This window comes from Escherichia sp. E1V33 (genome assembly GCF_004211955.1).
Taxonomy (GTDB): domain Bacteria; phylum Pseudomonadota; class Gammaproteobacteria; order Enterobacterales; family Enterobacteriaceae; genus Escherichia.
This window is the reverse complement of the sequence record NZ_RHJI01000010.1, coordinates 308996-333015: the sequence shown is the minus strand read 5'-3', so window position 1 is coordinate 333015 and position 24020 is coordinate 308996. Positions and strand designations below refer to the sequence as shown.

At 44.0% G+C, this 24020-nt stretch carries 21 protein-coding genes; all 21 read left to right on the top strand.

Going from position 1 to position 24020, the window contains the following annotated elements; translation table 11 throughout:
* Positions 1-46: 46 nt before the first annotated feature.
* The 21 genes from wcaJ to wzzB all read left to right on the top strand — a co-directional run bounded on the left by wcaJ (position 47) and on the right by wzzB (position 24013).
* The gene (wcaJ, locus tag D9742_RS09800; protein ID WP_000183130.1) at positions 47-1441 is read left to right on the top strand and encodes an undecaprenyl-phosphate glucose phosphotransferase; all 1395 of its coding nucleotides are present in this window, start codon (positions 47-49) and stop codon (positions 1439-1441) included.
* 1 nt (position 1442) lies between these two features.
* Entirely contained in the window at positions 1443-2921 is a 1479-nt protein-coding gene (gene wzxC / locus D9742_RS09795; RefSeq protein ID WP_130236776.1) for a colanic acid undecaprenyl disphosphate flippase WzxC, read from the top strand.
* A gap of 178 nt (positions 2922-3099) precedes the next feature.
* Complete coding sequence (gene wcaK, locus D9742_RS09790) at positions 3100-4380, top strand: colanic acid biosynthesis pyruvyl transferase WcaK (RefSeq protein ID WP_000770822.1); 1281 nt, start codon at positions 3100-3102, stop codon at positions 4378-4380.
* On the top strand, positions 4377-5597 hold the full coding sequence (wcaL, locus tag D9742_RS09785; RefSeq protein WP_130236775.1) for a colanic acid biosynthesis glycosyltransferase WcaL: 1221 nt from the start codon (positions 4377-4379) through the stop codon (positions 5595-5597). The genes wcaK and wcaL overlap by 4 nt, the downstream gene beginning before the upstream one ends.
* A gap of 10 nt (positions 5598-5607) precedes the next feature.
* A complete protein-coding gene (gene wcaM / locus D9742_RS09780; RefSeq protein ID WP_130236774.1) occupies positions 5608-7002 on the top strand; it encodes a colanic acid biosynthesis protein WcaM in 1395 nt (464 codons plus the stop codon).
* Between the two features lie 174 nt (positions 7003-7176).
* A complete protein-coding gene (galF, locus tag D9742_RS09775; RefSeq protein WP_016248888.1) occupies positions 7177-8070 on the top strand; it encodes a UTP--glucose-1-phosphate uridylyltransferase GalF in 894 nt (297 codons plus the stop codon).
* 372 nt (positions 8071-8442) lie between these two features.
* The gene (gene rfbB, locus D9742_RS09770; protein ID WP_130236773.1) at positions 8443-9528 is read left to right on the top strand and encodes a dTDP-glucose 4,6-dehydratase; all 1086 of its coding nucleotides are present in this window, start codon (positions 8443-8445) and stop codon (positions 9526-9528) included.
* Entirely contained in the window at positions 9528-10427 is a 900-nt protein-coding gene (gene rfbD, locus D9742_RS09765; protein WP_130236772.1) for a dTDP-4-dehydrorhamnose reductase, read from the top strand. Before rfbB ends, rfbD begins: the two co-directional genes overlap by 1 nt.
* Positions 10428-10485: 58 nt before the next feature.
* On the top strand, positions 10486-11364 hold the full coding sequence (gene rfbA / locus D9742_RS09760; protein ID WP_130236771.1) for a glucose-1-phosphate thymidylyltransferase RfbA: 879 nt from the start codon (positions 10486-10488) through the stop codon (positions 11362-11364).
* A gap of 4 nt (positions 11365-11368) precedes the next feature.
* Positions 11369-11911, top strand: coding sequence for a dTDP-4-dehydrorhamnose 3,5-epimerase (gene rfbC / locus D9742_RS09755; RefSeq protein WP_130236770.1), 543 nt, complete (start codon positions 11369-11371; stop codon positions 11909-11911).
* Positions 11911-13173 carry an oligosaccharide flippase family protein gene (locus D9742_RS09750; protein ID WP_130236769.1) on the top strand — a complete coding sequence of 421 codons (1263 nt, stop codon included), beginning with the start codon at positions 11911-11913 and terminating at the stop codon, positions 13171-13173. The genes rfbC and D9742_RS09750 overlap by 1 nt, the downstream gene beginning before the upstream one ends.
* A 65-nt stretch (positions 13174-13238) precedes the next feature.
* Positions 13239-14261, top strand: a complete 1023-nt coding sequence (gene wzy, locus D9742_RS09745; protein ID WP_130236768.1) for an O26 family O-antigen polymerase — start codon at positions 13239-13241, stop codon at positions 14259-14261.
* Positions 14262-14276: 15 nt separating this feature from the next.
* Entirely contained in the window at positions 14277-15071 is a 795-nt protein-coding gene (locus tag D9742_RS09740; protein WP_130236767.1) for a glycosyltransferase, read from the top strand.
* A gap of 11 nt (positions 15072-15082) precedes the next feature.
* Positions 15083-16117, top strand: a complete 1035-nt coding sequence (fnlA, locus tag D9742_RS09735; protein WP_130236766.1) for a UDP-N-acetylglucosamine 4,6-dehydratase/5-epimerase — start codon at positions 15083-15085, stop codon at positions 16115-16117.
* 1 nt (position 16118) lies between these two features.
* Positions 16119-17225, top strand: a complete 1107-nt coding sequence (locus tag D9742_RS09730; RefSeq protein ID WP_130236990.1) for a capsular polysaccharide biosynthesis protein CapF — start codon at positions 16119-16121, stop codon at positions 17223-17225.
* Positions 17222-18352: a UDP-N-acetylglucosamine 2-epimerase (non-hydrolyzing) gene (gene wecB, locus D9742_RS09725; protein ID WP_040091434.1), complete on the top strand. Its 1131-nt coding sequence runs from the start codon at positions 17222-17224 to the stop codon at positions 18350-18352. Before D9742_RS09730 ends, wecB begins: the two co-directional genes overlap by 4 nt.
* Positions 18352-19560 carry a glycosyltransferase family 4 protein gene (locus D9742_RS09720; RefSeq protein ID WP_130236765.1) on the top strand — a complete coding sequence of 403 codons (1209 nt, stop codon included), beginning with the start codon at positions 18352-18354 and terminating at the stop codon, positions 19558-19560. Before wecB ends, D9742_RS09720 begins: the two co-directional genes overlap by 1 nt.
* Positions 19551-19958 carry a WbuC family cupin fold metalloprotein gene (locus tag D9742_RS09715; protein WP_024226100.1) on the top strand — a complete coding sequence of 136 codons (408 nt, stop codon included), beginning with the start codon at positions 19551-19553 and terminating at the stop codon, positions 19956-19958. Before D9742_RS09720 ends, D9742_RS09715 begins: the two co-directional genes overlap by 10 nt.
* Before the next feature lie 111 nt (positions 19959-20069).
* The gene (gndA, locus tag D9742_RS09710) at positions 20070-21476 is read left to right on the top strand and encodes an NADP-dependent phosphogluconate dehydrogenase (RefSeq protein WP_130236764.1); all 1407 of its coding nucleotides are present in this window, start codon (positions 20070-20072) and stop codon (positions 21474-21476) included.
* Between the two features lie 245 nt (positions 21477-21721).
* Positions 21722-22888: a UDP-glucose 6-dehydrogenase gene (gene ugd, locus D9742_RS09705; RefSeq protein WP_130236763.1), complete on the top strand. Its 1167-nt coding sequence runs from the start codon at positions 21722-21724 to the stop codon at positions 22886-22888.
* Between the two features lie 144 nt (positions 22889-23032).
* Positions 23033-24013, top strand: coding sequence for an LPS O-antigen chain length determinant protein WzzB (gene wzzB / locus D9742_RS09700; RefSeq protein ID WP_130236989.1), 981 nt, complete (start codon positions 23033-23035; stop codon positions 24011-24013).
* Positions 24014-24020 lie beyond the last annotated feature (7 nt).

Sequence of the window (24020 nt, the reverse complement as noted above, 5' to 3'; positions counted from 1 at the left end):
CTTCCCTTACCCCACTGCGGGTAAGGGGCTAATAACAGGAACAACGATGACAAATCTAAAAAAGCGCGAGCGAGCGAAAACCAATGCATCGTTAATCTCTATGGTGCAACGCTTTTCAGATATCACCATCATGTTTGCCGGACTATGGCTGGTTTGCGAAGTCAGCGGACTGTCATTCCTCTACATGCACCTGTTGGTGGCGCTGATTACGCTGGTGGTGTTCCAGATGCTGGGCGGCATCACCGATTTTTATCGCTCATGGCGCGGTGTTCGGGCAGCGACAGAATTTGCCCTGTTGCTACAAAACTGGACCTTAAGCGTGATTTTCAGCGCCGGACTGGTGGCGTTCAACAATGATTTCGACACGCAACTGAAAATCTGGCTGGCGTGGTATGGGCTGACCAGCATCGGACTGGTGGTTTGCCGTTCGTGTATTCGCATTGGGGCGGGCTGGTTGCGTAATCATGGCTATAACAAGCGCATGGTCGCAGTGGCGGGGGATTTAGCCGCCGGACAAATGCTGATGGAGAGCTTCCGTAACCAGCCGTGGTTAGGGTTTGAAGTGGTGGGCGTTTACCACGACCCGAAACCGGGCGGCGTTTCTAACGACTGGGCGGGTAACCTGCAACAGCTGGTCGAGGATGCTAAAGCAGGCAAGATTCATAACGTCTATATCGCGATGCAAATGTGCGACGGCGCGCGAGTGAAAAAACTGGTCCATCAATTGGCGGACACCACCTGTTCGGTGCTGCTGATCCCCGATGTCTTTACCTTCAACATTCTCCATTCACGTCTTGAAGAGATGAACGGCGTTCCGGTGGTGCCGCTTTACGACACGCCGCTTTCCGGGGTTAACCGCCTGCTCAAACGTGCGGAAGACATTGTGCTGGCGACGCTTATTCTGCTGCTGATCTCCCCGGTGCTGTGCTGTATTGCGCTCGCGGTGAAACTGAGTTCACCGGGGCCGGTTATTTTCCGCCAGACGCGCTACGGCATGGACGGCAAACCGATCAAAGTGTGGAAGTTCCGTTCCATGAAAGTGATGGAGAACGACAAAGTGGTGACTCAGGCGACGCAGAACGATCCGCGCGTTACTAAAGTGGGGAACTTTCTGCGCCGCACCTCGCTGGATGAATTGCCGCAGTTTATCAATGTGCTGACCGGTGGGATGTCGATTGTCGGTCCACGTCCGCACGCGGTGGCGCATAACGAACAGTATCGCCAGCTCATTGAAGGCTACATGCTGCGCCATAAGGTGAAACCGGGCATTACCGGCTGGGCGCAGATTAACGGCTGGCGCGGCGAAACCGACACGCTGGAGAAAATGGAAAAACGCGTCGAGTTCGACCTTGAGTACATCCGCGAATGGAGCGTCTGGTTCGATATCAAAATCGTTTTCCTGACGGTATTCAAAGGCTTCGTTAACAAAGCGGCATATTGATATGAGCTTACGTGAAAAAACCATCAGCGGCGCGAAGTGGTCGGCGATTGCCACGGTGATCATCATCGGCCTCGGGCTGGTGCAGATGACCGTGCTGGCGCGGATTATCGACAACCACCAGTTCGGTTTGCTTACCGTGTCGCTGGTGATCATCGCGCTGGCAGATACGCTTTCTGACTTTGGTATCGCTAACTCGATTATTCAGCGAAAAGAAATCAGCCACCTTGAACTCACCACGTTGTACTGGCTGAACGTCGGGCTGGGGCTTGTGGTGTGTGTGGCGGTGTTTTTGTTGAGTGATCTCATCGGCGACGTGCTGAACAACCCGGACCTGGCACCGTTGATTAAAACATTGTCGCTGGCGTTTGTGGTGATCCCCCACGGGCAACAGTTCCGCGCGTTGATGCAGAAGGAACTGGAGTTCAACAAAATCGGCATGATCGAAACCAGCGCGGTGCTGGCGGGCTTCACTTTTACGGTGGTTAGCGCCCATTTCTGGCCGCTGGCGATGACCGCGATCCTCGGTTATCTGGTCAATAGTGCGGTGAGAACGCTGCTGTTTGGCTACTTTGGTCGAAAAATTTATCGCCCCGGTCTGCATTTCTCGCTGGCGTCTGTGGCACCAAACTTACGTTTTGGTGCCTGGCTGACGGCGGACAGCATCATCAACTATCTCAATACCAACCTTTCAACGCTGGTGCTGGCGCGTATTCTCGGCGCGGGCGTGGCAGGGGGATACAACCTGGCGTACAACGTGGCCGTTGTGCCGCCGATGAAGCTGAACCCGATCATCACCCGTGTGTTGTTTCCGGCGTTTGCCAAAATTCAGGACGATACCGAAAAGCTGCGCATTAACTTCTACAAGCTGCTTTCGGTGGTGGGGATTATTAACTTTCCGGCGCTGCTGGGGCTGATGGTGGTGTCGAATAATTTTGTACCGCTGGTCTTTGGTGAGAAGTGGAACAGCATTATTCCGGTGCTACAGCTGTTGTGTGTGGTGGGGCTTCTGCGTTCGGTGGGTAACCCCATTGGTTCGCTGCTGATGGCGAAAGCGCGGGTCGATATCAGCTTTAAATTCAACGTATTCAAAACCTTTCTGTTTATTCCGGCAATCATCATTGGTGGGCAGATGGCGGGCGCAATCGGCGTCACGCTTGGCTTCCTGCTGGTGCAGATTATCAACACCATTCTGAGTTACTTCGTGATGATTAAACCGGTGCTCGGTTCCAGTTATCGCCAGTACATCCTGAGTTTGTGGCTACCGTTTTATCTCTCGCTGCCGACGCTGGTGGTCAGTTATGCGCTGGGCATTGTGCTGAAAGGACAACTGGCGCTGGGGACGCTGTTGGCGGTGCAAATAGCCGCGGGCGTGCTGGCGTTTGTGGTGATGATTGTGCTGTCGCGCCATCCGCTGGTGGTGGAAGTGAAACGTCAGTTTTGTCGCAGTGAAAAAATGAAAATGCTTTTACGGGCGGGGTGAGTTGTTGTTTTCGGTTCCGGCAACGGTTGCCGGATGCGGCGTAAACGTCTTATCCGGCCTACGGTTCTGTGCTCGGGACTTGTAGGCCTGATAAGACGCGTCAGCGTCGCATCAGGCAAAAAACGGCAATGAACACAACAAACACAGCCTCACCTGGCATCAAATTTATGAGGAAAAAATGAAATTACTGATTCTGGGCAACCACACTTGCGGCAACCGCGGCGACAGCGCCATCTTGCGCGGCTTACTTGATGCCATCAACATCCTCAATCCACACGCCGAAGTGGACGTCATGAGCCGCTATCCGGTCAGTTCTTCCTGGCTGCTCAACCGCCCGGTAATGGGCGATCCGCTGTTCCTGCAAATGAAACAACACAACAGCGCGGCGGGCGTTGTCGGGCGCGTTAAAAAAGTCCTCCGTCGCCGCTATCAGCACCAGGTATTGCTCTCACGCGTCACCGACACTGGCAAGCTGCGCAATATCGCCATCGCCCAGGGATTCACCGACTTCGTGCGCCTGCTGTCAGGTTACGACGCCATTATTCAGGTCGGCGGATCGTTTTTTGTCGATCTCTATGGCGTGCCGCAGTTTGAACATGCGCTTTGCACATTTATGGCGAAAAAGCCACTGTTTATGATTGGTCACAGCGTCGGCCCCTTCCAGGATGAGCAATTTAACCAACTGGCGAACTACGTTTTCGGTCACTGCGACGCGCTGATCCTGCGCGAATCGGTCAGCCTTGAACTGATGAAACGCAGCAATATCACCACTGCAAAAGTTGAACATGGCGTCGATACCGCGTGGCTGGTCGATCACCACACCGAAGATTTCACCGCCAGCTATGCCGTCCAACACTGGCTGGACGTTGCCGCACAACAGAAAACGGTGGCCATTACCCTGCGCGAACTGGCACCGTTCGACAAACGTCTCGGCACCACTCAACAAGCGTATGAAAAAGCCTTTGCCGGGGTGGTCAATCGCATTCTCGATGAAGGGTATCAGGTGATTGCGCTCTCCACCTGTACGGGCATCGACAGCTATAACAAAGACGACCGCATGGTGGCGCTCAATCTGCGCCAGCACATCAGCGATCCTGCCCGTTACCACGTGGTGATGGATGAACTTAACGATCTGGAAATGGGCAAAATTCTCGGTGCCTGTGAACTCACCGTTGGTACGCGTCTGCACTCCGCTATTATCTCAATGAACTTTGCTACTCCGGCGATTGCCATCAACTATGAACATAAATCCGCCGGGATCATGCAGCAGCTGGGGCTGCCAGAGATGGCAATTGATATCCGTCATTTATTAGACGGCAGCCTGCAAGCGATGGTTGCGGATACCTTAGGCCAACTTCCGGCGCTGAACGCACGACTTAATGAAGCTGTCAGCCGTGAGCGTTATACAGGAATGCAGATGGTGCAATCTGTGCTTGAACGCATTGGGGAGGTAAAATGAAGGTCGGCTTCTTCTTATTGAAATTCCCGCTGTCGTCGGAAACCTTCGTCCTCAATCAAATTACCGCGTTTATTGATATGGGATTTGAGGTGGAGATTGTCGCGCTGCAAAAAGGCGACACACAAAACACCCACGCGGCATGGACGAAATACAACCTTGCTGCCAGAACCCGCTGGTTACAGGATGAACCTACGGGCAAAGTAGCGAAGCTGCGCCACCGCGCCAGCCAGACATTACGCGGCATTCATCGTAAAAATACCCGGCAGGCGCTCAACCTCAAACGCTATGGTGCCGAGTCGCGGAACCTGATTTTGTCTGCTATTTGTGGTCAGGTCGCAACACCGTTTCATGCCGATGTCTTCATCGCTCATTTTGGCCCGGCGGGGGTAATCGCAGCCAAACTACGCGAACTTGGCGTAATACGCGGAAAAATTGCCACTATCTTCCACGGCATTGATATCTCCAGTCGGGAAGTGCTCAACCACTACACTCCCGAATATCAACAACTGTTTCGACGTGGCGACCTGATGTTACCGATAAGCGAACTGTGGGCCGGAAGGCTGCAAAAAATGGGCTGCCCCAGAGAGAAAATTGCCGTATCGCGCATGGGCGTGGACATGACGCGCTTTAGCCCGCGTCCGGTGAAAGCTCCCGCAACACCGCTGGAAATCATTTCCGTCGCTCGTTTAACCGAGAAAAAAGGCCTGCATGTGGCGATCGAAGCCTGCCGTCAGTTGAAAGAGCAGGGCGTGGCATTTCGCTATCGCATCCTTGGCATCGGCCCGTGGGAACGACGGTTGCGAACGCTTATTGAACAATATCAACTGGAAGATGTGGTAAAGATGCCGGGCTTTAAACCGAGCCATGAAGTGAAGGCGATGCTCGACGACGCGGATGTCTTCCTGCTGCCATCGGTAACGGGCGCGGATGGCGATATGGAAGGCATTCCGGTAGCGCTGATGGAAGCGATGGCGGTCGGCATTCCGGTGGTTTCTACTCTGCATAGCGGAATACCGGAATTGGTGGAGGCCGATAAATCCGGCTGGCTGGTGCCTGAGAACGATGCTCGCGCACTGGCGCAACGACTGGCGGCGTTTAGCCAACTGGACACCGACGAATTGGCTCCGGTCATCAAACGCGCGCGCGAAAAAGTTGAACACGATTTTAACCAGCAGGTGATCAATCGAGAACTCGCCAGCTTGCTGCAGGCTTTATAGAGGAGAACGTATGCCATTTAAAAAACTCTCCCGACGCACCTTCCTGACGGCAAGCTCGGCGCTTGCCTTCCTCCATACCCCTTTCGCTCGCGCACTTCCCGCCCGACAAAGCGTTAACATTAACGACTACAACCCTCACGACTGGATCGCCTCATTTAAACAAGCCTTCAGCGAAGGGCAAACGGTCGTCGTGCCTGCTGGATTCGTTTGTGACAATATCAACACCGGCATCTTCATTCCTCCTGGCAAAACGTTACACATCCTTGGAAGCCTGCGCGGCAACGGCAGAGGGCGATTTGTCTTACAGGACAGCAGCCAGGTGACAGGGGAGAAGGGCGGCAGTATGCATAACATCACCCTGGATGTGCGCGGTTCTGACTGCACTATCAAAGGGTTGGCGATGAGCGGCTTTGGCCCGGTAACACAAATCTATATCGGCGGCAAAAACAGACGGGTCATGCGCAACCTGAACATCGATAACCTGACTGTCAGCCACGCTAATTACGCCATTTTGCGCCAGGGATTTCATAACCAGATTATCGGTGCCAACATCACCAACTGTAAGTTCAGCGACTTACAGGGCGACGCCATTGAATGGAACGTGGCAATTAACGACAGTGATATTTTGATATCTGACCATGTCATCGAGCGCATCAACTGTACCAACGGCAAAATCAACTGGGGAATCGGCATAGGCCTTGCGGGAAGTACCTACAATAACAACTACCCGGAAGAGCAGGCAGTGAAAAACTTTGTCGTGGCGAATATCACGGGATCGGATTGTCGGCAATTGATTCATGTTGAGAACGGCAAACACTTCGTCATCCGTAATATCAAGGCTCATAATATTACGCCAGCTTTCAGCAAGAAAGCAGGTATTGATAACGCAACGGTAGCGATATATGGATGTGATAACTTTGTTATTGACAATATAGAAATGACCAATAGTGCCGGAATGTTAATCGGTTACGGAGTCATTAAAGGTAAGTATCTCTCAATACCACAAAACTTCAGATTGAATAATATTCATCTTGATAATACTCATCTTGCCTGGAAATTGCGCGGAATCCAAATTTCCGCAGGGAATGCTGTCTCATTTGTGGCGTTGACCAACATTGAAATGAAGCGTGCTTCGCTGGAGATTCACAACAAACCACAACACATTTTTATGCGTAATATCAACGTAATGCAAGCATCCACTGCGGGTCCGGCATTGACCATGAATTTCGACCTGCGTAAGGACGTTCGTGGTGTCTTTATGGCAAAGAACGAGACACTGCTGTCACTGGTAAATGTTCATGCGGTGAATGAAAAAGGACAAATTTCCGTCGATATCGACAGGATTAATCACCATATCGTTAATGTGGAAAATATTAACTTTACGCTGCCGGAACGGGGTAGGTAGATTTGCGACCATTCCTGGAAAAATGGAGCCATACTTAGGAATAACGCTACTGCAATCTTGAGCGAAGCGGCGTAACATCGGAAGTAAATCAGTAATCAATTCAGGGTAATTGATGCTGGCGAAAAAAATCGAACAAGCTATAATTCAGCAACCATTTTACAGGTGGATGAAATAATGACGAATTTAAAAGCAGTTATTCCTGTAGCGGGTCTTGGGATGCATATGTTGCCTGCAACTAAGGCGATTCCTAAAGAGATGCTACCGATCGTCGACAAGCCAATGATTCAATACATTGTTGACGAGATTGTGGCTGCAGGGATCAAAGAAATCCTCCTGGTAACTCATGCGTCCAAGAACGCGGTCGAAAACCACTTCGACACCTCCTATGAATTAGAATCTCTCCTTGAACTGCGCGTGAAGCGCCAGCTGTTGGCGGAAGTACAATCTATCTGCCCTCCAGGTGTGACTATTATGAACGTGCGTCAGGGTGAACCTTTAGGTTTAGGCCACTCCATTTTGTGCGCCAGACCAGCCATTGGCGACAACCCGTTTGTCGTGGTACTGCCGGATGTCGTTATCGACGACGCCAGTGCCGACCCTCTGCGTTACAACCTGGCCGCAATGATTGCGCGCTTTAACGAAACTGGCCGCAGCCAGGTTCTGGCAAAACGCATGCCGGGCGATCTCTCTGAATATTCCGTCATCCAGACTAAAGAACCGCTTGATCGCGAAGGCAAAGTCAGCCGCATCGTTGAATTTATCGAAAAACCGGATCAGCCGCAGACCCTGGACTCAGATATCATGGCAGTAGGTCGCTATGTGCTTTCTGCAGACATTTGGCCTGAACTGGAGCGTACTCAACCAGGGGCATGGGGACGTATTCAGCTGACTGATGCCATTGCTGAGCTGGCAAAAAAACAAGCCGTTGATGCAATGCTGATGACTGGGGACAGTTACGACTGTGGTAAGAAAATGGGTTATATGCAAGCGTTTGTGAAGTATGGACTGCGTAACCTGAAGGAAGGCGCTAAGTTCCGCAAAGGCATTGAGAAGTTGTTAAGCGAGTAACAAATTCCTGACAGGAAGTGTCGGTCAGTAAGTAATTAAAAACGGCAGTGAAGATTCGTAGCATAAGTTTTGCTCATTGAATCTCACTGCCGTTGTTGTTTTTATAAATTAAATAAAAACAGTATGTTAGCTTGCAATCATAGTTCAAATTTTTCCAGGATTTTCCTTGTTTCTACAGCTGTTTGGTAAGACAATTAGCGTTTGAATTTTTCGGATTTGGCACGAGTGAGTTACGCTCGTCACATCGTGGAAATGTACGCAGTGCTCTGGTAGCTGTTAAGCCAGGGGCGGTAGCGTGCATTAATGCATCTATTAATCAAATCTGGAGCAGTCTATTTCACAGCATGCTCTCTGGTTATATGGAATAAAAAAGTGAAGATACTTGTTACTGGTGGTGCAGGCTTTATTGGTTCTGCTGTTGTTCGTCACATAATAAATAATACGCAAGATAGTGTTGTTAATGTCGATAAATTAACCTACGCCGGAAACCTGGAATCGCTCGCTGAAGTTTCTGATGCTGAACGTTATGCATTTGAGCATGCAGATATCTGCGATGCCGAAGCAATGGCTCGTATTTTTTCACAACACCAGCCAGATGCAGTGATGCACCTTGCGGCTGAGAGCCACGTTGATCGCTCAATAACTGGTCCGGCGGCATTTATTGAAACCAATATCATGGGTACTTATGTGCTTTTAGAAGCTGCTCGCAATTATTGGTCTAGTCTGGATGGCGAAAAGAAAAAAAACTTCCGCTTTCATCATATTTCTACTGATGAAGTGTATGGTGACTTACCCCATCCGGATGAAGTAAATAGCAATGAAACGTTGCCGTTATTTACGGAAACGACAGCATACGCACCAAGTAGTCCGTATTCTGCTTCTAAAGCGTCAAGCGATCATTTGGTTCGCGCATGGAAACGTACTTATGGTTTACCGACAATTGTGACTAATTGCTCGAACAACTATGGTCCTTATCATTTCCCGGAAAAGCTTATTCCACTGGTTATTCTTAATGCACTGGAAGGTAAGGCATTACCTATTTATGGTAAAGGAGATCAGATCCGCGATTGGTTGTATGTAGAGGATCATGCTCGAGCGTTATATACCGTTGTTACTGAAGGTAAAGCGGGGGAAACCTATAACATTGGCGGACACAACGAAAAGAAAAACATCGATGTTGTGCTGACTATTTGTGATTTGTTGGATGAGATAGTCCCGAAAGAGAAATCTTATCGTGAGCAAATTACTTATGTTGCTGATCGCCCTGGGCACGATCGCCGTTATGCGATTGATGCTGAGAAGATTAGCCGCGAATTGGGTTGGAAGCCACAGGAAACGTTTGAAAGCGGGATTCGGAAGACAGTGGAATGGTATCTGGCCAATACAAAATGGGTTGATAATGTGAAAAGTGGTGCCTATCAATCGTGGATTGAACAGAACTATGAGGGCCGCCAGTAATGAATATCCTCCTTTTCGGCAAAACCGGCCAGGTAGGTTGGGAACTACAGCGTGCTCTGGCACCTCTGGGTAATCTGATTGCTCTTGATGTTCACTCCACTGATTATTGTGGTGATTTTAGTAATCCCGAAGGTGTAGCTGAAACCGTAAGAAGCATTCGGCCTGATGTTATAGTCAACGCAGCCGCTCACACCGCAGTAGACAAAGCAGAATCAGAACCGGAGTTTGCACAATTACTTAACGCGACAAGTGTCGAAGCGATCGCAAAAGCAGCTAATGAAGTTGGCGCCTGGGTTATTCACTACTCTACTGATTACGTATTTCCGGGGACCGGTGAAATACCGTGGCAGGAGTCGGATGCAACAGCGCCTTTGAATGTTTATGGTGAAACCAAACTGGCCGGAGAAAAAGCGTTACAGGAACATTGCGCGACGCATCTTATTTTCCGTACCAGCTGGGTATATGCAGGTAAAGGAAATAACTTTGCCAAAACAATGTTACGTCTGGCAAAAGAGCGCGAAGAACTGGCTGTGATTAATGATCAATTTGGCGCGCCAACAGGTGCTGAATTACTGGCTGATTGCACCGCTCACGCCATTCGCGTGGCACTGAATAAACCAGAAGTTGCGGGTTTATATCATCTGGTTGCTGGTGGTACAACAACCTGGCACGATTATGCTGCGCTGGTTTTTGAAGAGGCGCGCAAAGCAGGGATCAACCTTGCACTCAACAAGCTCAACGCCGTACCAACAACGGCTTATCCCACACCAGCCCGTCGCCCCCATAACTCTCGCCTCAATACAGAAAAGTTTCAGCAGAACTTTGCGCTTGTCTTGCCTGACTGGCAGGTTGGCGTGAAACGAATGCTCAACGAATTATTTACGACTACGGCAATTTAACAAAGTTTTGCATCTCGCTTATGATGCCAGAGCGGGATGAATTAAAAGGAATGATGAAATGAAAACGCGTAAAGGTATTATTTTAGCTGGTGGTTCCGGAACTCGTCTTTATCCTGTAACTATGGCTGTCAGTAAACAGCTGTTACCTATTTATGATAAACCGATGATCTATTACCCGCTTTCTACGCTGATGCTGGCGGGTATTCGCGATATTTTGATTATTAGTACGCCACAAGACACACCACGTTTTGAGCAATTACTTGGCGACGGTAGCCAGTGGGGGCTTAATCTTCAGTATAAAGTGCAACCTAGTCCAGATGGCCTGGCACAAGCTTTCATTATTGGAGAAGATTTTATTGGTGGTGATGATTGTGCATTGGTTTTAGGTGATAATATCTTTTACGGTCATGATCTACCAAAATTAATGGATACAGCTGTTAATAGAGAGAGTGGCGCAACGGTATTTGCCTATCACGTTAATGATCCAGAACGTTACGGTGTGGTGGAGTTTGATAAAAATGGTACGGCAATAAGCTTGGAAGAAAAACCGCTTCAACCGAAAAGTAACTATGCAGTTACAGGTCTTTATTTCTATGACAATGACGTAGTAGAAATGGCAAAAAACCTGAAGCCATCTTCCCGTGGTGAACTCGAAATTACTGATATTAACCGCATTTATATGGAACAGGGACGTTTGTCTGTAGCCATGATGGGCCGTGGTTATGCATGGCTGGATACAGGGACGCATCAAAGCCTTATTGAAGCAAGCAACTTCATTGCCACCATTGAAGAACGCCAGGGATTAAAAGTATCTTGCCCGGAAGAGATTGCTTATCGTAAAGGGTTTATTGATGCTGAACAGGTGAAAGTATTAGCCGAACCGCTAAAGAAAAATGCTTATGGTCAGTATCTGCTGAAAATGATTAAAGGTTATTAATAAAATGAACGTAATTAAAACTGAAATTCCTGACGTGCTGATTTTTGAACCAAAAGTTTTTGGTGATGAACGTGGCTTCTTTTTTGAGAGTTTTAACCAGAAGATTTTTGAAGAAGCAGTAGGGCGTAAGATTGAGTTTGTTCAGGATAACCATTCTAAATCCAGCAAAGGCGTATTACGTGGACTTCATTACCAGTTAGAACCTTATGCACAAGGAAAACTGGTACGCTGTGTTGTCGGTGAAGTTTTTGATGTTGCGGTTGATATCCGCAAATCATCACCTACGTTTGGCAAGTGGGTTGGTGTGAATTTATCTGCTGAGAATAAGCGTCAGTTGTGGATCCCTGAGGGGTTTGCGCATGGATTTTTGGTGCTGAGTGAGATTGCGGAGTTTGTTTATAAGACGACAAATTATTATCATCCTGAATCAGAAGGTTGCATAAAATGGGATGATTCTTTTTTGATGATCGATTGGCCAAATAAACCGATATCAATCTCAGAAAAAGATAAAAAAGGATCATCAATTTTGAGGCTAAATGACCATTGATGTTGAAAAAAAAACTTCAAAAAATAAAGGAATATCATTCAGTATTGGAGTTGGCAATAATTCAGGGTGCGAATGCCATATTTCCTGTGTTGGTATTCCCATTTTTTCTTATTACCTTAGGGGAAAATATATTTTCAAGTATTGCTGTTGGTGAAGTACTAGCACTATATGTGCTTATATTTTCGCTATACAGTTTTGATATTATAAGTGTGCAGAAGGTAATTTCAAGTGTAACAAAAAATGATATATTTAAAGTTTACATTCTGACGCTAATCTGTAGATTATGCTTATTTGTTATTTCGGGAATGTGTCTTTTATTTATAACATATTTAATTAATAAAATATTGAGTGTATATCTGGCATTGTTTTTATTATATCCATTAGGGATGATATTACAATCTAACTATTTTTTTCAGGCTACGAATAATAATAGGCCGTTGGCTATTTTTGTACTAATTACTCGTGGTCTGTCATTGTGTCTTATTTATTATTATAAAGGGCCAGCAGGCTATTTGGCGAGTTATTATTATGTCATTTGTGTGTCTGGTTCGTATTTTTTATCTGGTGTGCTGTCGTTAATATATATTCTTAATCAAAACAAGGCAAGCAAAGCTAAAATTCGATGGGCGGAAATTTACGAATATATATGTACAGGCTATCATCTGTTTATTGCCAATGTATTTGTTATTCTATACAGAAATAGTAATATTATTATTCTTGGCGCTCTTGCTTCCCCAATTGCAACGTCTCTTTACGCGACGGCAGAGAAAATTATTAAATGTATTCAGTCTATAGCAACACCATTAAATCAGTATTATTTTACGAGGTTGATAAAGAAACATGAATCGAAATTAGAACCATATAAAGTTGGGGAATATAAAAGCTTGCTATATGCAAGTACTAATATTCAGCTAAAGTTCATGGTTTTTATTGTCCTGAGTTTAGGGATACTAGGTACAATATTAGGATATAAGATTCAAAGTATCGCTGAAATTAAAAGCGCATCCATCCCTTTATTAATAATGTCTTTTGCAATATTTATGGGGATATACAATTTTATGTTTGGTTCAGTTGGATTATCCATAAGAGGGTACAAGAAAGAATTTTCTTATATAGTGGCCATTACGGGTGTTTCAACTATTATTTTATCATTATGCCTTAGTTATTTCTTTGCTGAAATAGGCGCTGCAATTGCTTATGTATTTGCTGAGTTTATCTTACTTATTCTCATACTTAGAATTTATAAAGTGAGACGATTATAATTCCCGGTAAGAACTGATAGTGCAAAATAATCATGGTTATAGACTGAATAAATTGCGGGGAAAGAATGTATTACATCATATTTGTGATGGTTTTAGGTTTGTGGGTTATTGCATTCAACTACGCTAAAGCAAGCAAGCTAAGTAATTTGGTTATTGTACTTATTATTACTACTTTATTTATCATTAATAGGCAGAATCAAGACTACGAAGCGTATGTTGATATATTTAATGTCAATGAACTTTATGCCGAGATTGGTTATCGCTGGTTAATTTATGGAGTTAAGTATTTCGGCGGAACCCATGATGTCATAATTGGCTTGCTGGGTTTATTCCTAGGGATAACATTCCTGCGATTAATACAATACAGCAAGTATACAGCATTGGGTTTGCTACTTTACATGTTGTGTCCAATGCCAATTGATATTGTTCAAATCAGGAATACATTTCTTTTTTTATTTGTCATAAATTCTCTTATCGAGTTAGAAAAAGATCGTAAATTTAACTCTCTTTGTTTTGTCTTTATAGCACCTCTTTTCCATAGTTTAGGTATTGTTTATGTATTGGCATGGGTAATAATCCAATTTCGTACCTGGAGGGGTTATAATAAGTTAATGGTTTTTGGACTGGTGCTGTCTTTTATTGTAGTGCCGCTCTTGATTAAAGTATTAATTTTGTTATTTAGCACCAGGACGTTACATGCATATATAGCAGATGGCATTAAGGTTCATTCTCTTGTTATATGGGCAGGTCCTTATCTTTTTGATCTTTTTTTGTTATATTACTTCAGAAAAAAAATAATAATAACTGATTTACATACTAAACAATGGATTGATATAATATTTTCGCTATTGTTATTTCTTTCCGTGTTTTCACCGCTGCTTTTATATATCGACGAAATAAATAGGATTTTTAGAAATGCGTTATTATTGAAATATCTAGTAATGATGTCTATAGTACAGTATTTAAATAGACCTACCAGATATATACTTTATTCATATCTACTGTTATTCACTTTGGCATTGTCAATATATTATACACTCCAAATCGATTATGATTACATTGTATTTGGGTTACCATACTCATTATGACACTTATGAGGATATATGTTTTATTTTATCTGTGTAAATTATAATAACTCTGATTATACAGAAGCATTAATTAAGAGCGTTATTAATCAAGAAAAGGATAGCTTTGTAATTGTCGTCGATAACTGTTCTAATGAGCAAGAATTAAAAAAGTTAAATGACATTGAGGCCAAATATAAAGAGAAGGTGAGGTTAATTAAAAGTGATGTCAATTTGGGGTATTTTGGTGGATTGAATCTTGGCCTAAAAGGATTACCAAGAGATTACCCAATAGTTGTTGGGAATAATGATTTGGTTTATGAGAGTGATTTTACGAAAATAATATCACAAACTACATATCCTGACGATGCTTTAGTTATTGCTCCGAATGTGATTACAAAGGATGGCTATCACCAGAACCCACACTGCCGTAGACGAGTAAGTAAGTTTAGGAAGTTTTTGTATGATATATATTTTTCAAATTATATTGCTGCTTTAGTTTTAACGTGGGGAAGTAGGTTTTTAAATTATTTGAAAGGTGGAAGAAATAATTCTTTTGATCAGGGAAGAGGTTATATACATATGGGAATTGGAGCCTGCTATGTCCTTATGCCTTCCTTCTTCAAATATTTTGATGAATTAGATGACAAGGTTTTTTTATATGGTGAAGAGGCATATTTGGCAGGGCAATTAATGGGAGTAAATGGAAAAATCTTCTATGAGCCTGATGCCATTGTCTATCATGAAGAAAGTGCAACTTTGGCGAAAGTTGCTTCTAAAACAAAATATGGCTATATGAAAAGTTCATATTACGACTATAAAAAATATCTGTAAAAGGTGAAAATATGTTTAAGAATAAAACACTCGTTATCACTGGTGGCACTGGTTCTTTTGGTAATGCCGTACTTAAGCGTTTTCTAGATACAGATATTGCAGAAATACGAATATTTAGCAGGGATGAAAAAAAACAAGATGATATGCGGAAAAAATATAACAACTCAAAATTAAAGTTTTATATAGGTGATGTGCGAGACTATAATTCCGTTCTGAATGCTACACGTGGTGCCGATTTTCTGTATCATGCAGCAGCTCTTAAACAAGTTCCTTCATGTGAATTTCATCCTATGGAGGCGGTCAAGACAAATGTTCTGGGTACAGAAAATGTGTTAGAGGCTGCTATAGCAAACGGGATTAAACGCGTAGTGTGCTTGAGTACCGATAAAGCCGTTTATCCTATCAATGCAATGGGCATATCTAAAGCAATGATGGAAAAAGTCATTGTTGCAAAATCACGTAATCTTGACAGTTCAAAAACAGTTATCTGCGGAACTCGTTATGGAAATGTAATGGCTTCACGTGGATCGGTCATTCCATTATTTGTTGATCTAATCAAATCTGGAAAACCATTGACCATTACCGATCCCAATATGACTCGTTTCATGATGACGCTTGAGGATGCTGTTGATCTGGTCCTTTATGCCTTCGAGCATGGAAATAACGGTGACATTTTCGTTCAGAAAGCACCTGCGGCAACAATTCAAACATTAGCTATTGCACTTAAGGAATTGCTAAATGTCCATGAGCATCCAGTCAATGTTATTGGAACTCGACACGGGGAAAAACTTTACGAAGCATTATTGAGCCGAGAGGAAATGATAGCAGCGGAAGATATGGGTGATTATTATCGTGTTCCACCAGATCTCCGCGATTTGAACTATGGAAAATATGTGGAACATGGTGACCGTCGTATCTCGGAAGTGGAAGATTATAACTCTCATAATACTGAGAGATTAGATGTTGAGGGAATGAAAAAATTACTGCTAAAACTTCCTTTTATCCGGGCACTTCGTTCTGGTGAAGATTATGAGTTGGATTCATAATATGAAAATTTTAGTTACTGGCGCTGCAGGGTTTATCGGTCGAAATTTGGTTTTCCGCCTTAAGGAAGCTGGATATAACGAACTTATTACGATAGATCGTAACTCTTCTTTGGCGGATTTAGAGCAGGGACTTAAGCAGGCAGATTTCATTTTTCACCTTGCTGGAGTAAATCGTCCTGTGAAGGAGAGTGAATTTGAAGAGGGGAATAGCAATCTAACTCAACAGATTGTTGATATTCTGAAAAAAAATAATAAAGATACTCCTATCATGCTTAGTTCTTCCATCCAGGCTGAATGTGATAACGCTTATGGAAAGAGTAAAGCAGCTGCGGAAAAAATCATTCAGCAGTATGGGGAAATGACAAACGCTAAATATTATATTTATCGCTTGCCGAATGTATTCGGTAAGTGGTGTCGACCAAATTATAACTCCTTTATAGCAACTTTCTGCCATCGCATTGCAAATGATGAAGCTATTACAATTAATGATCCTTCAGCAGTTGTAAATCTGGTGTATATAGATGACTTTTGTTCTGACATATTAAAGCTATTAGAAGGAGCGAACGAAACTGGTTACAGGACATTTGGTCCAATTTATTCTGTTACTGTTGGTGAAGTGGCACAATTAATTTATCGATTTAAAGAAAGTCGCCAAACATTAATCACCGAAGATGTAGGTAATGGATTCACTCGTGCATTGTACTCAACATGGTTAAGTTACCTTTCTCCTGAACAGTTTGCGTATACGGTTCCTTCTTATAGTGATGACAGAGGGGTATTCTGTGAAGTATTGAAAACGAAAAGCGCGGGCCAGTTTTCGTTTTTTACTGCGCATCCAGGAATTACTCGGGGTGGTCATTATCATCATTCCAAAAATGAGAAATTTATTGTCATCCGAGGAAGTGCTTGTTTCAAATTTGAAAATATTGTCACGGGTGAACGATATGAACTTAATGTTTCATCAGATGATTTTAAAATTGTTGAAACAGTTCCGGGATGGACGCATGACATTACTAATAATGGCTCGGATGAGCTAGTTGTTATGCTTTGGGCAAATGAAATATTTAATCGTTCTGAACCAGATACTATAGCGAGAGTTTTATCGTGAAAAAATTGAAAGTCATGTCGGTTGTTGGGACTCGTCCAGAAATTATTCGACTCTCGCGTGTCCTTGCAAAATTAGATGAATATTGTGACCACCTTATTGTTCATACTGGTCAAAACTACGATTATGAATTGAATGAAGTTTTTTTCAAAGATTTGGGTGTTCGCAAACCTGATTATTTTCTTAATGCCGCCGGTAAAAATGCAGCTGAGACAATTGGACAAGTTATCATTAAAGTTGATGAGGTCCTTGAACAGGAAAAACCAGAAGCCATGTTAGTTCTTGGTGATACTAACTCCTGTATTTCAGCAATACCAGCAAAGCGTCGAAGAATTCCGATCTTCCATATGGAGGCTGGGAATCGTTGTTTTGACCAACGCGTACCGGAAGAAACTAACAGAAAAATAGTTGACCATACCGCTGATATCAATATGACATATAGTGATATCGCGCGCGAATATCTTCTGGCTGAAGGTGTACCAGCCGATAGAATTATTAAAACCGGTAGCCCAATGTTTGAAGTGCTCACTCATTATATGCCGCAGATTGATGGTTCCGATGTACTTTCTCGCCTGAATTTAACACCTGGGAATTTCTTTGTGGTAAGTGCCCACAGAGAAGAAAATGTTGATACCCCTAAACAGCTTGCGAAACTGGCGAATATACTTAATACCGTAGCTGAAAAATATGATGTCCCGGTAGTCGTTTCTACTCATCCTCGCACTCGTAACCGCATCAACGAAAATGGTATTCAATTCCATAAAAATATCTTGCTTCTTAAGCCATTAGGATTTCACGATTACAACCATCTGCAAAAAAATGCACGTGCTGTTTTATCGGATAGTGGGACTATTACAGAAGAGTCCTCCATTATGAACTTCCCTGCACTCAATATACGAGAAGCGCACGAACGCCCTGAAGGCTTCGAAGAAGGGGCAGTAATGATGGTCGGTCTTGAATCTGAGCGCGTTTTACAGGCATTAGAAATTATTGCAACACAGCCTCGTGGAGAAGTACGCTTACTTCGTCAGGTCAGTGACTATAGCATGCCAAATGTTTCAGATAAAGTTGTGCGTATTATCCATTCATACACTGACTACGTTAAACGGGTTGTCTGGAAACAATACTAATGAAACTTGCATTAATCATTGATGATTATTTGCCCCATAGCACACGTGTTGGGGCTAAAATGTTTCATGAGTTAGGCCTTGAATTGCTGAGCAGAGGCCATGATGTAACTGTAATTACGCCTGACATCACATTACAAGCAATCTATTCTGTTAGTATGATTGATGGTATAAAGGTTTGGCGTTTCAAAAGTGGACCTTTAAAGGATGTAGGTAAGGCTAAACGTGCCATAAATGAAACTCTTTTGTCTTTTCGTGCATGGCGCGCATTTAAGCACCTCATTCAACATGATACATTTGATGGTGTCGTTTATTATTCCCCCTCTATTTTTTGGGGAGACTTGGTTAAAAAAATAAAACAGCGATGCCAGTGCCCAAGCTACCTGGTCCTAAGGGATATGTTTCCACAGTGGGTTATTGATGCAGGTATGTTGAAAGCCGGTTCGCCAATTGAAAAATATTTCAGGTATTTTGAAAAAAAATCATATCAGCAGGCTAACCGAATAGGGGTAATGTCTGATAAGAATCTTGAGATATTTCGTCAGACCAATAAAGGTTATCCGTGCGAAGTTTTACGTAATTGGGCCTCAATGACTCCTGTGTCTGTCAGCGATGATTATCATTCACTTCGTCAAAAATACGATCTAAAAGATAAAGTTATTTTTTTCTATGGCGGTAATATTGGGCATGCTCAGGATATGGCAAACTTAATGCGCCTTGCGCGTAATATGATGAGTTATCATGATGCTCATTTTCTGTTTATAGGGCAGGGTGATGAAGTTGACCTGATAAAATCTCTTGCTGCAGAATGGAATTTAACTAATTTCACTCATCTACCTTCAGTGAACCAGGAAGAGTTTAAATTAATTTTATCTGAAGTTGATGTTGGCCTATTCTCCCTTTCATCTCGCCATTCTTCGCATAATTTCCCCGGGAAATTACTAGGGTATATGGTTCAATCAATCCCGATCCTTGGGAGTGTGAATGGCGGCAATGATTTAATGGATATAATTAATAAGCACAGGGCCGGTTTTATTCATGTTAATGGTGAAGATGATAAACTGTTTGAATCTGCACAATTGCTTCTTAGTGATTCAGCTTTAAGAAAACAGTTAGGTCAGAACGCTAATGTGTTGTTAAAGTCTCAATTTTCGGTTGAATCGGCGGCACATACTATCGAAGTCCGACTGGAGGCAGGAGAATGCGTTTAGTTGATGACAATATTCTGGATGAACTTTTTCGCACTGCAGCAAATTCTGAACGTTTGCGCGCTCATTATTTATTGCACGCATCTCATCAGGAAAAGGTTCAACGTTTACTTATTGCATTTGTACGCGACAGCTATGTTGAACCCCATTGGCATGAGTTACCGCATCAGTGGGAAATGTTTGTCGTCATGCAAGGGCAACTAGAAGTTTGTTTGTATGAGCAAAATGGTGAGATCCAAAAAAAGTTTGTTGTTGGAGACGGTACGGGAATAAGCGTCGTGGAATTTTCCCCAGGAGATATACATAGTGTCAAATGCCTGTCACCAAAAGCCCTTATGTTAGAGATAAAGGAGGGGCCATTTGACCCACTGAAAGCTAAGGCTTTTTCTAAGTGGTTATAGGGCGATACACCACCGTTTATTCTTCTATCTTATTCTATACATGCTGGGTTACCATCTTAGCTTCTTCAAGCCGCGCAACCCCGCGGTGACCACCCCTGACAGGAGTAAACAATGTCAAAGCAACAGATCGGCGTAGTCGGTATGGCAGTGATGGGACGCAACCTTGCGCTCAACATCGAAAGCCGTGGTTATACCGTCTCTATTTTCAACCGTTCCCGTGAAAAGACGGAAGAAGTGATTGCCGAAAATCCAGGCAAGAAACTGGTTCCTTACTATACGGTGAAAGAGTTCGTTGAATCTCTTGAAACGCCTCGTCGCATCCTGTTAATGGTGAAAGCAGGTGCAGGCACGGATGCTGCTATTGATTCCCTGAAACCATATCTCGATAAAGGCGATATCATCATTGATGGTGGTAATACCTTCTTCCAGGATACCATTCGTCGTAACCGCGAGCTTTCTGCAGAAGGCTTTAACTTCATCGGTACGGGTGTTTCCGGTGGTGAAGAGGGCGCGCTGAAAGGACCTTCCATTATGCCTGGTGGGCAGAAAGAAGCCTATGAACTGGTTGCACCTATCCTGACAAAAATCGCCGCCGTGGCTGAAGATGGCGAACCGTGCGTTACCTATATTGGTGCTGATGGCGCAGGTCACTATGTGAAGATGGTTCACAACGGTATTGAATATGGTGATATGCAACTGATTGCTGAAGCCTATTCTCTGCTGAAAGGTGGTCTGAATCTCTCTAACGAAGAACTGGCACAGACCTTTACCGAGTGGAATAACGGTGAATTGAGCAGCTACCTGATCGACATCACTAAAGACATCTTCACCAAAAAAGATGAAGGCGGTAACTACCTGGTTGATGTGATCCTGGATGAAGCAGCGAACAAAGGTACGGGTAAATGGACCAGTCAGAGCGCGCTGGATCTCGGCGAACCGCTGTCGCTGATTACTGAGTCTGTGTTTGCTCGTTATATCTCTTCTTTGAAAGAGCAACGCGTTGCCGCGTCGAAAGTACTGTCTGGTCCGCAAGCGCAGCCAGCAGGCGATAAAGCAGAGTTTATCGAAAAAGTTCGCCGTGCGCTTTATCTGGGTAAGATTGTTTCTTACGCGCAGGGCTTCTCGCAGTTACGTGCGGCGTCTGAAGAGTACAACTGGGATCTCAATTATGGTGAAATCGCGAAGATCTTCCGTGCCGGTTGTATCATTCGTGCTCAGTTCCTGCAGAAAATCACGGATGCTTACGCCGAAAATCCGCAGATCGCTAACCTGCTGTTAGCCCCATACTTTAAGAAAATTGCCGACGATTACCAGCAAGCTCTGCGTGATGTTGTTGCTTATGCGGTGCAGAACGGCATTCCAGTACCTACCTTCTCTGCAGCGGTTGCTTATTATGACAGCTATCGTGCCGCAGTACTGCCTGCAAACCTGATCCAGGCGCAGCGTGACTATTTCGGTGCGCATACCTATAAGCGTATTGATAAAGAAGGTGTATTCCACACCGAATGGCTGGATTAATCTGATTTAATCAGTAATAAACTAAGGCCCGGCATTTATCGCCGGGCTTTTTTTTGCTATCAATCTTATTGATTTAATTTCATTGCTTAATACTAACTTAATAAATAGCAGCTATTCTTATAAAGAAAATCTGAAATGTTTTTCGTTTCGTTGACCAGACATCATCGTGGCGTTAAAACTTTTAACTCTTATCAGGGTGCTAAAAACATCATGATTCATAGTTAAGTTAATTCTGAGAGCATGAAATGAAAATCACCATTTCCGGAACCGGTTATGTTGGCCTGTCTAATGGGCTCTTAATCGCACAAAATCATAATGTTGTAGCATTAGATATTTTACCATCTCGCGTTGCAATGCTAAATGATCGGATATCTCCTATTGTTGATAAAGAAATTCAACAATTTTTGCAATCAGATAAAATACGTTTTAATGCCACGTTAGATAAAAAAGAAGCCTACCGTAATGCTGATTATGTAATCATCGCAACCCCGACCGACTATGATCCTAAAACCAATTATTTCAATACATCTAGCGTAGAATCTGTAATTAAAGATGTTACAGAAATAAACCCTTATGCAGTAATGATTATTAAGTCCACGGTTCCGGTAGGTTTTACGGCCGCGATGCAAAAAAAATTCAGGACTGAAAACATCATCTTCTCCCCTGAATTCCTCCGAGAAGGCAAAGCCCTTTACGATAACCTTCATCCTTCCCGTATTGTGATAGGTGAACGTTCTGAACGTGCACAGCGTTTTGCCGCGTTATTACAGGAAGGGGCGATTAAGCAAAATATCCCGATTCTGTTTACTGATTCAACAGAAGCAGAGGCCATTAAACTTTTTGCCAATACTTACCTTGCCATGCGCGTGGCGTACTTCAACGAGTTGGATAGTTATGCAGAAAGCCTGGGGTTGAACAGCCGTCAAATCATTGAAGGTGTTTGTCTTGATCCGCGTATCGGCAACCATTACAACAATCCATCATTTGGTTACGGTGGTTACTGTTTGCCGAAAGATACCAAGCAGCTTCTGGCAAATTACCAGTCTGTGCCAAACAACATCATTTCTGCGATCGTTGAAGCTAACCGTACTCGCAAAGACTTTATTGCCGATGCTATCTTGTCGCGTAAACCAAAAGTTGTAGGGATATATCGCCTAATTATGAAGAGCGGTTCAGATAACTTCCGTGCGTCTTCCATTCAGGGGATCATGAAGCGTATCAAAGCTAAGGGGGTAGAAGTGATTATCTATGAACCGGTAATGAAGGAAGAAATGTTTTTCAATTCTCGTCTGGAACGTGATCTCGCGACTTTTAAGCAACAGGCTGATGTCATCATCTCTAATCGAATGTCAGAAGAGCTTAAAGATGCAGCAGACAAGGTCTACACCCGCGATCTTTTCGGTAGTGACTAACTATTTGTAATCATATGATTTTTGGCGGTAGCTGGTATCTATGTTCATGTAACAATTCATTATATTTATTGTTTATCCTATGGCATTCATACGGATTATCGCTAAACTATGGCGACCTGAAATTTTCCGTCTGTTAGGGTAATGATGAAAGTTGAAAATAATAATATTTCTGGGCACAACAATGACCCGGAACAGATTGATTTAATTGATTTACTGGTGCAACTGTGGCGCGGGAAGGTGACCATTATCGCCACAATCATTGTGGCTATCGTGTTGGCTATTGGATACCTGGCAGTAGCGAAAGAGCAATGGACGTCAACAGCCATTGTCACTCAACCTGATGTGGGGCAAATTGCCGGCTATAACAATGCCATGAATGTAATTTATGGCCAGGCTGCGCCAAAAGTAGCTGATTTACAGGAGGCGTTGATTGGGCGCTTCAGTTCTGCTTTCTCTGCATTAGCTGAAACGCTGGATAATCAGGAAGAACGCGAAAAACTGACCATCGAGCCCGCTGTTAAAAACCAGCCGTTACCGTTAGCTGTTTCTTATGTTGGGAAAACTGCGGCGGAGGCACAGAAAAAGCTGGCTGAATACATTCAACAAGTTGATGACCGAGTGAATGAAGAGCTGGAAAAGGACCTGAAGGATAATATTGCACTGGGCATGAAAACCTTGCAGGATTCCCTGAAAACTCAGGAAGTGGTGGCTCAGGAGCAAAAAACGCTGCGTATCCGCCAGATTCAGGAAGCGTTGCAGTATGCGAATCAGGCGCAGGTAACAAAGCCGCAGATTCAGCAAACTGGTGAAAATATTACTCAGGACACGTTGCTTTTGTTAGGTAGTGAAGCACTGGAGTCGATGATTAAGCACGAAGCGACTCGTCCGCTTGTGTTTTCACCGAACTACTACCAGACTCGTCAAAACCTGCTGGATATCGAAAGCCTGAAGGTTGATGATCTTGATATTAACGCTTACCGTTATGTCATGAAACCGTCGTTACCTATTCGTCGCGATAGCCCGAAGAAAGCAATTACCTTGATTCTGGCTGTGTTGCTGGGCGGCATGGTTGGCGCGGGGATTGTGCTGGGACGTAATGCGCTGCGTAATTACAACGCGAAATAATCTTATA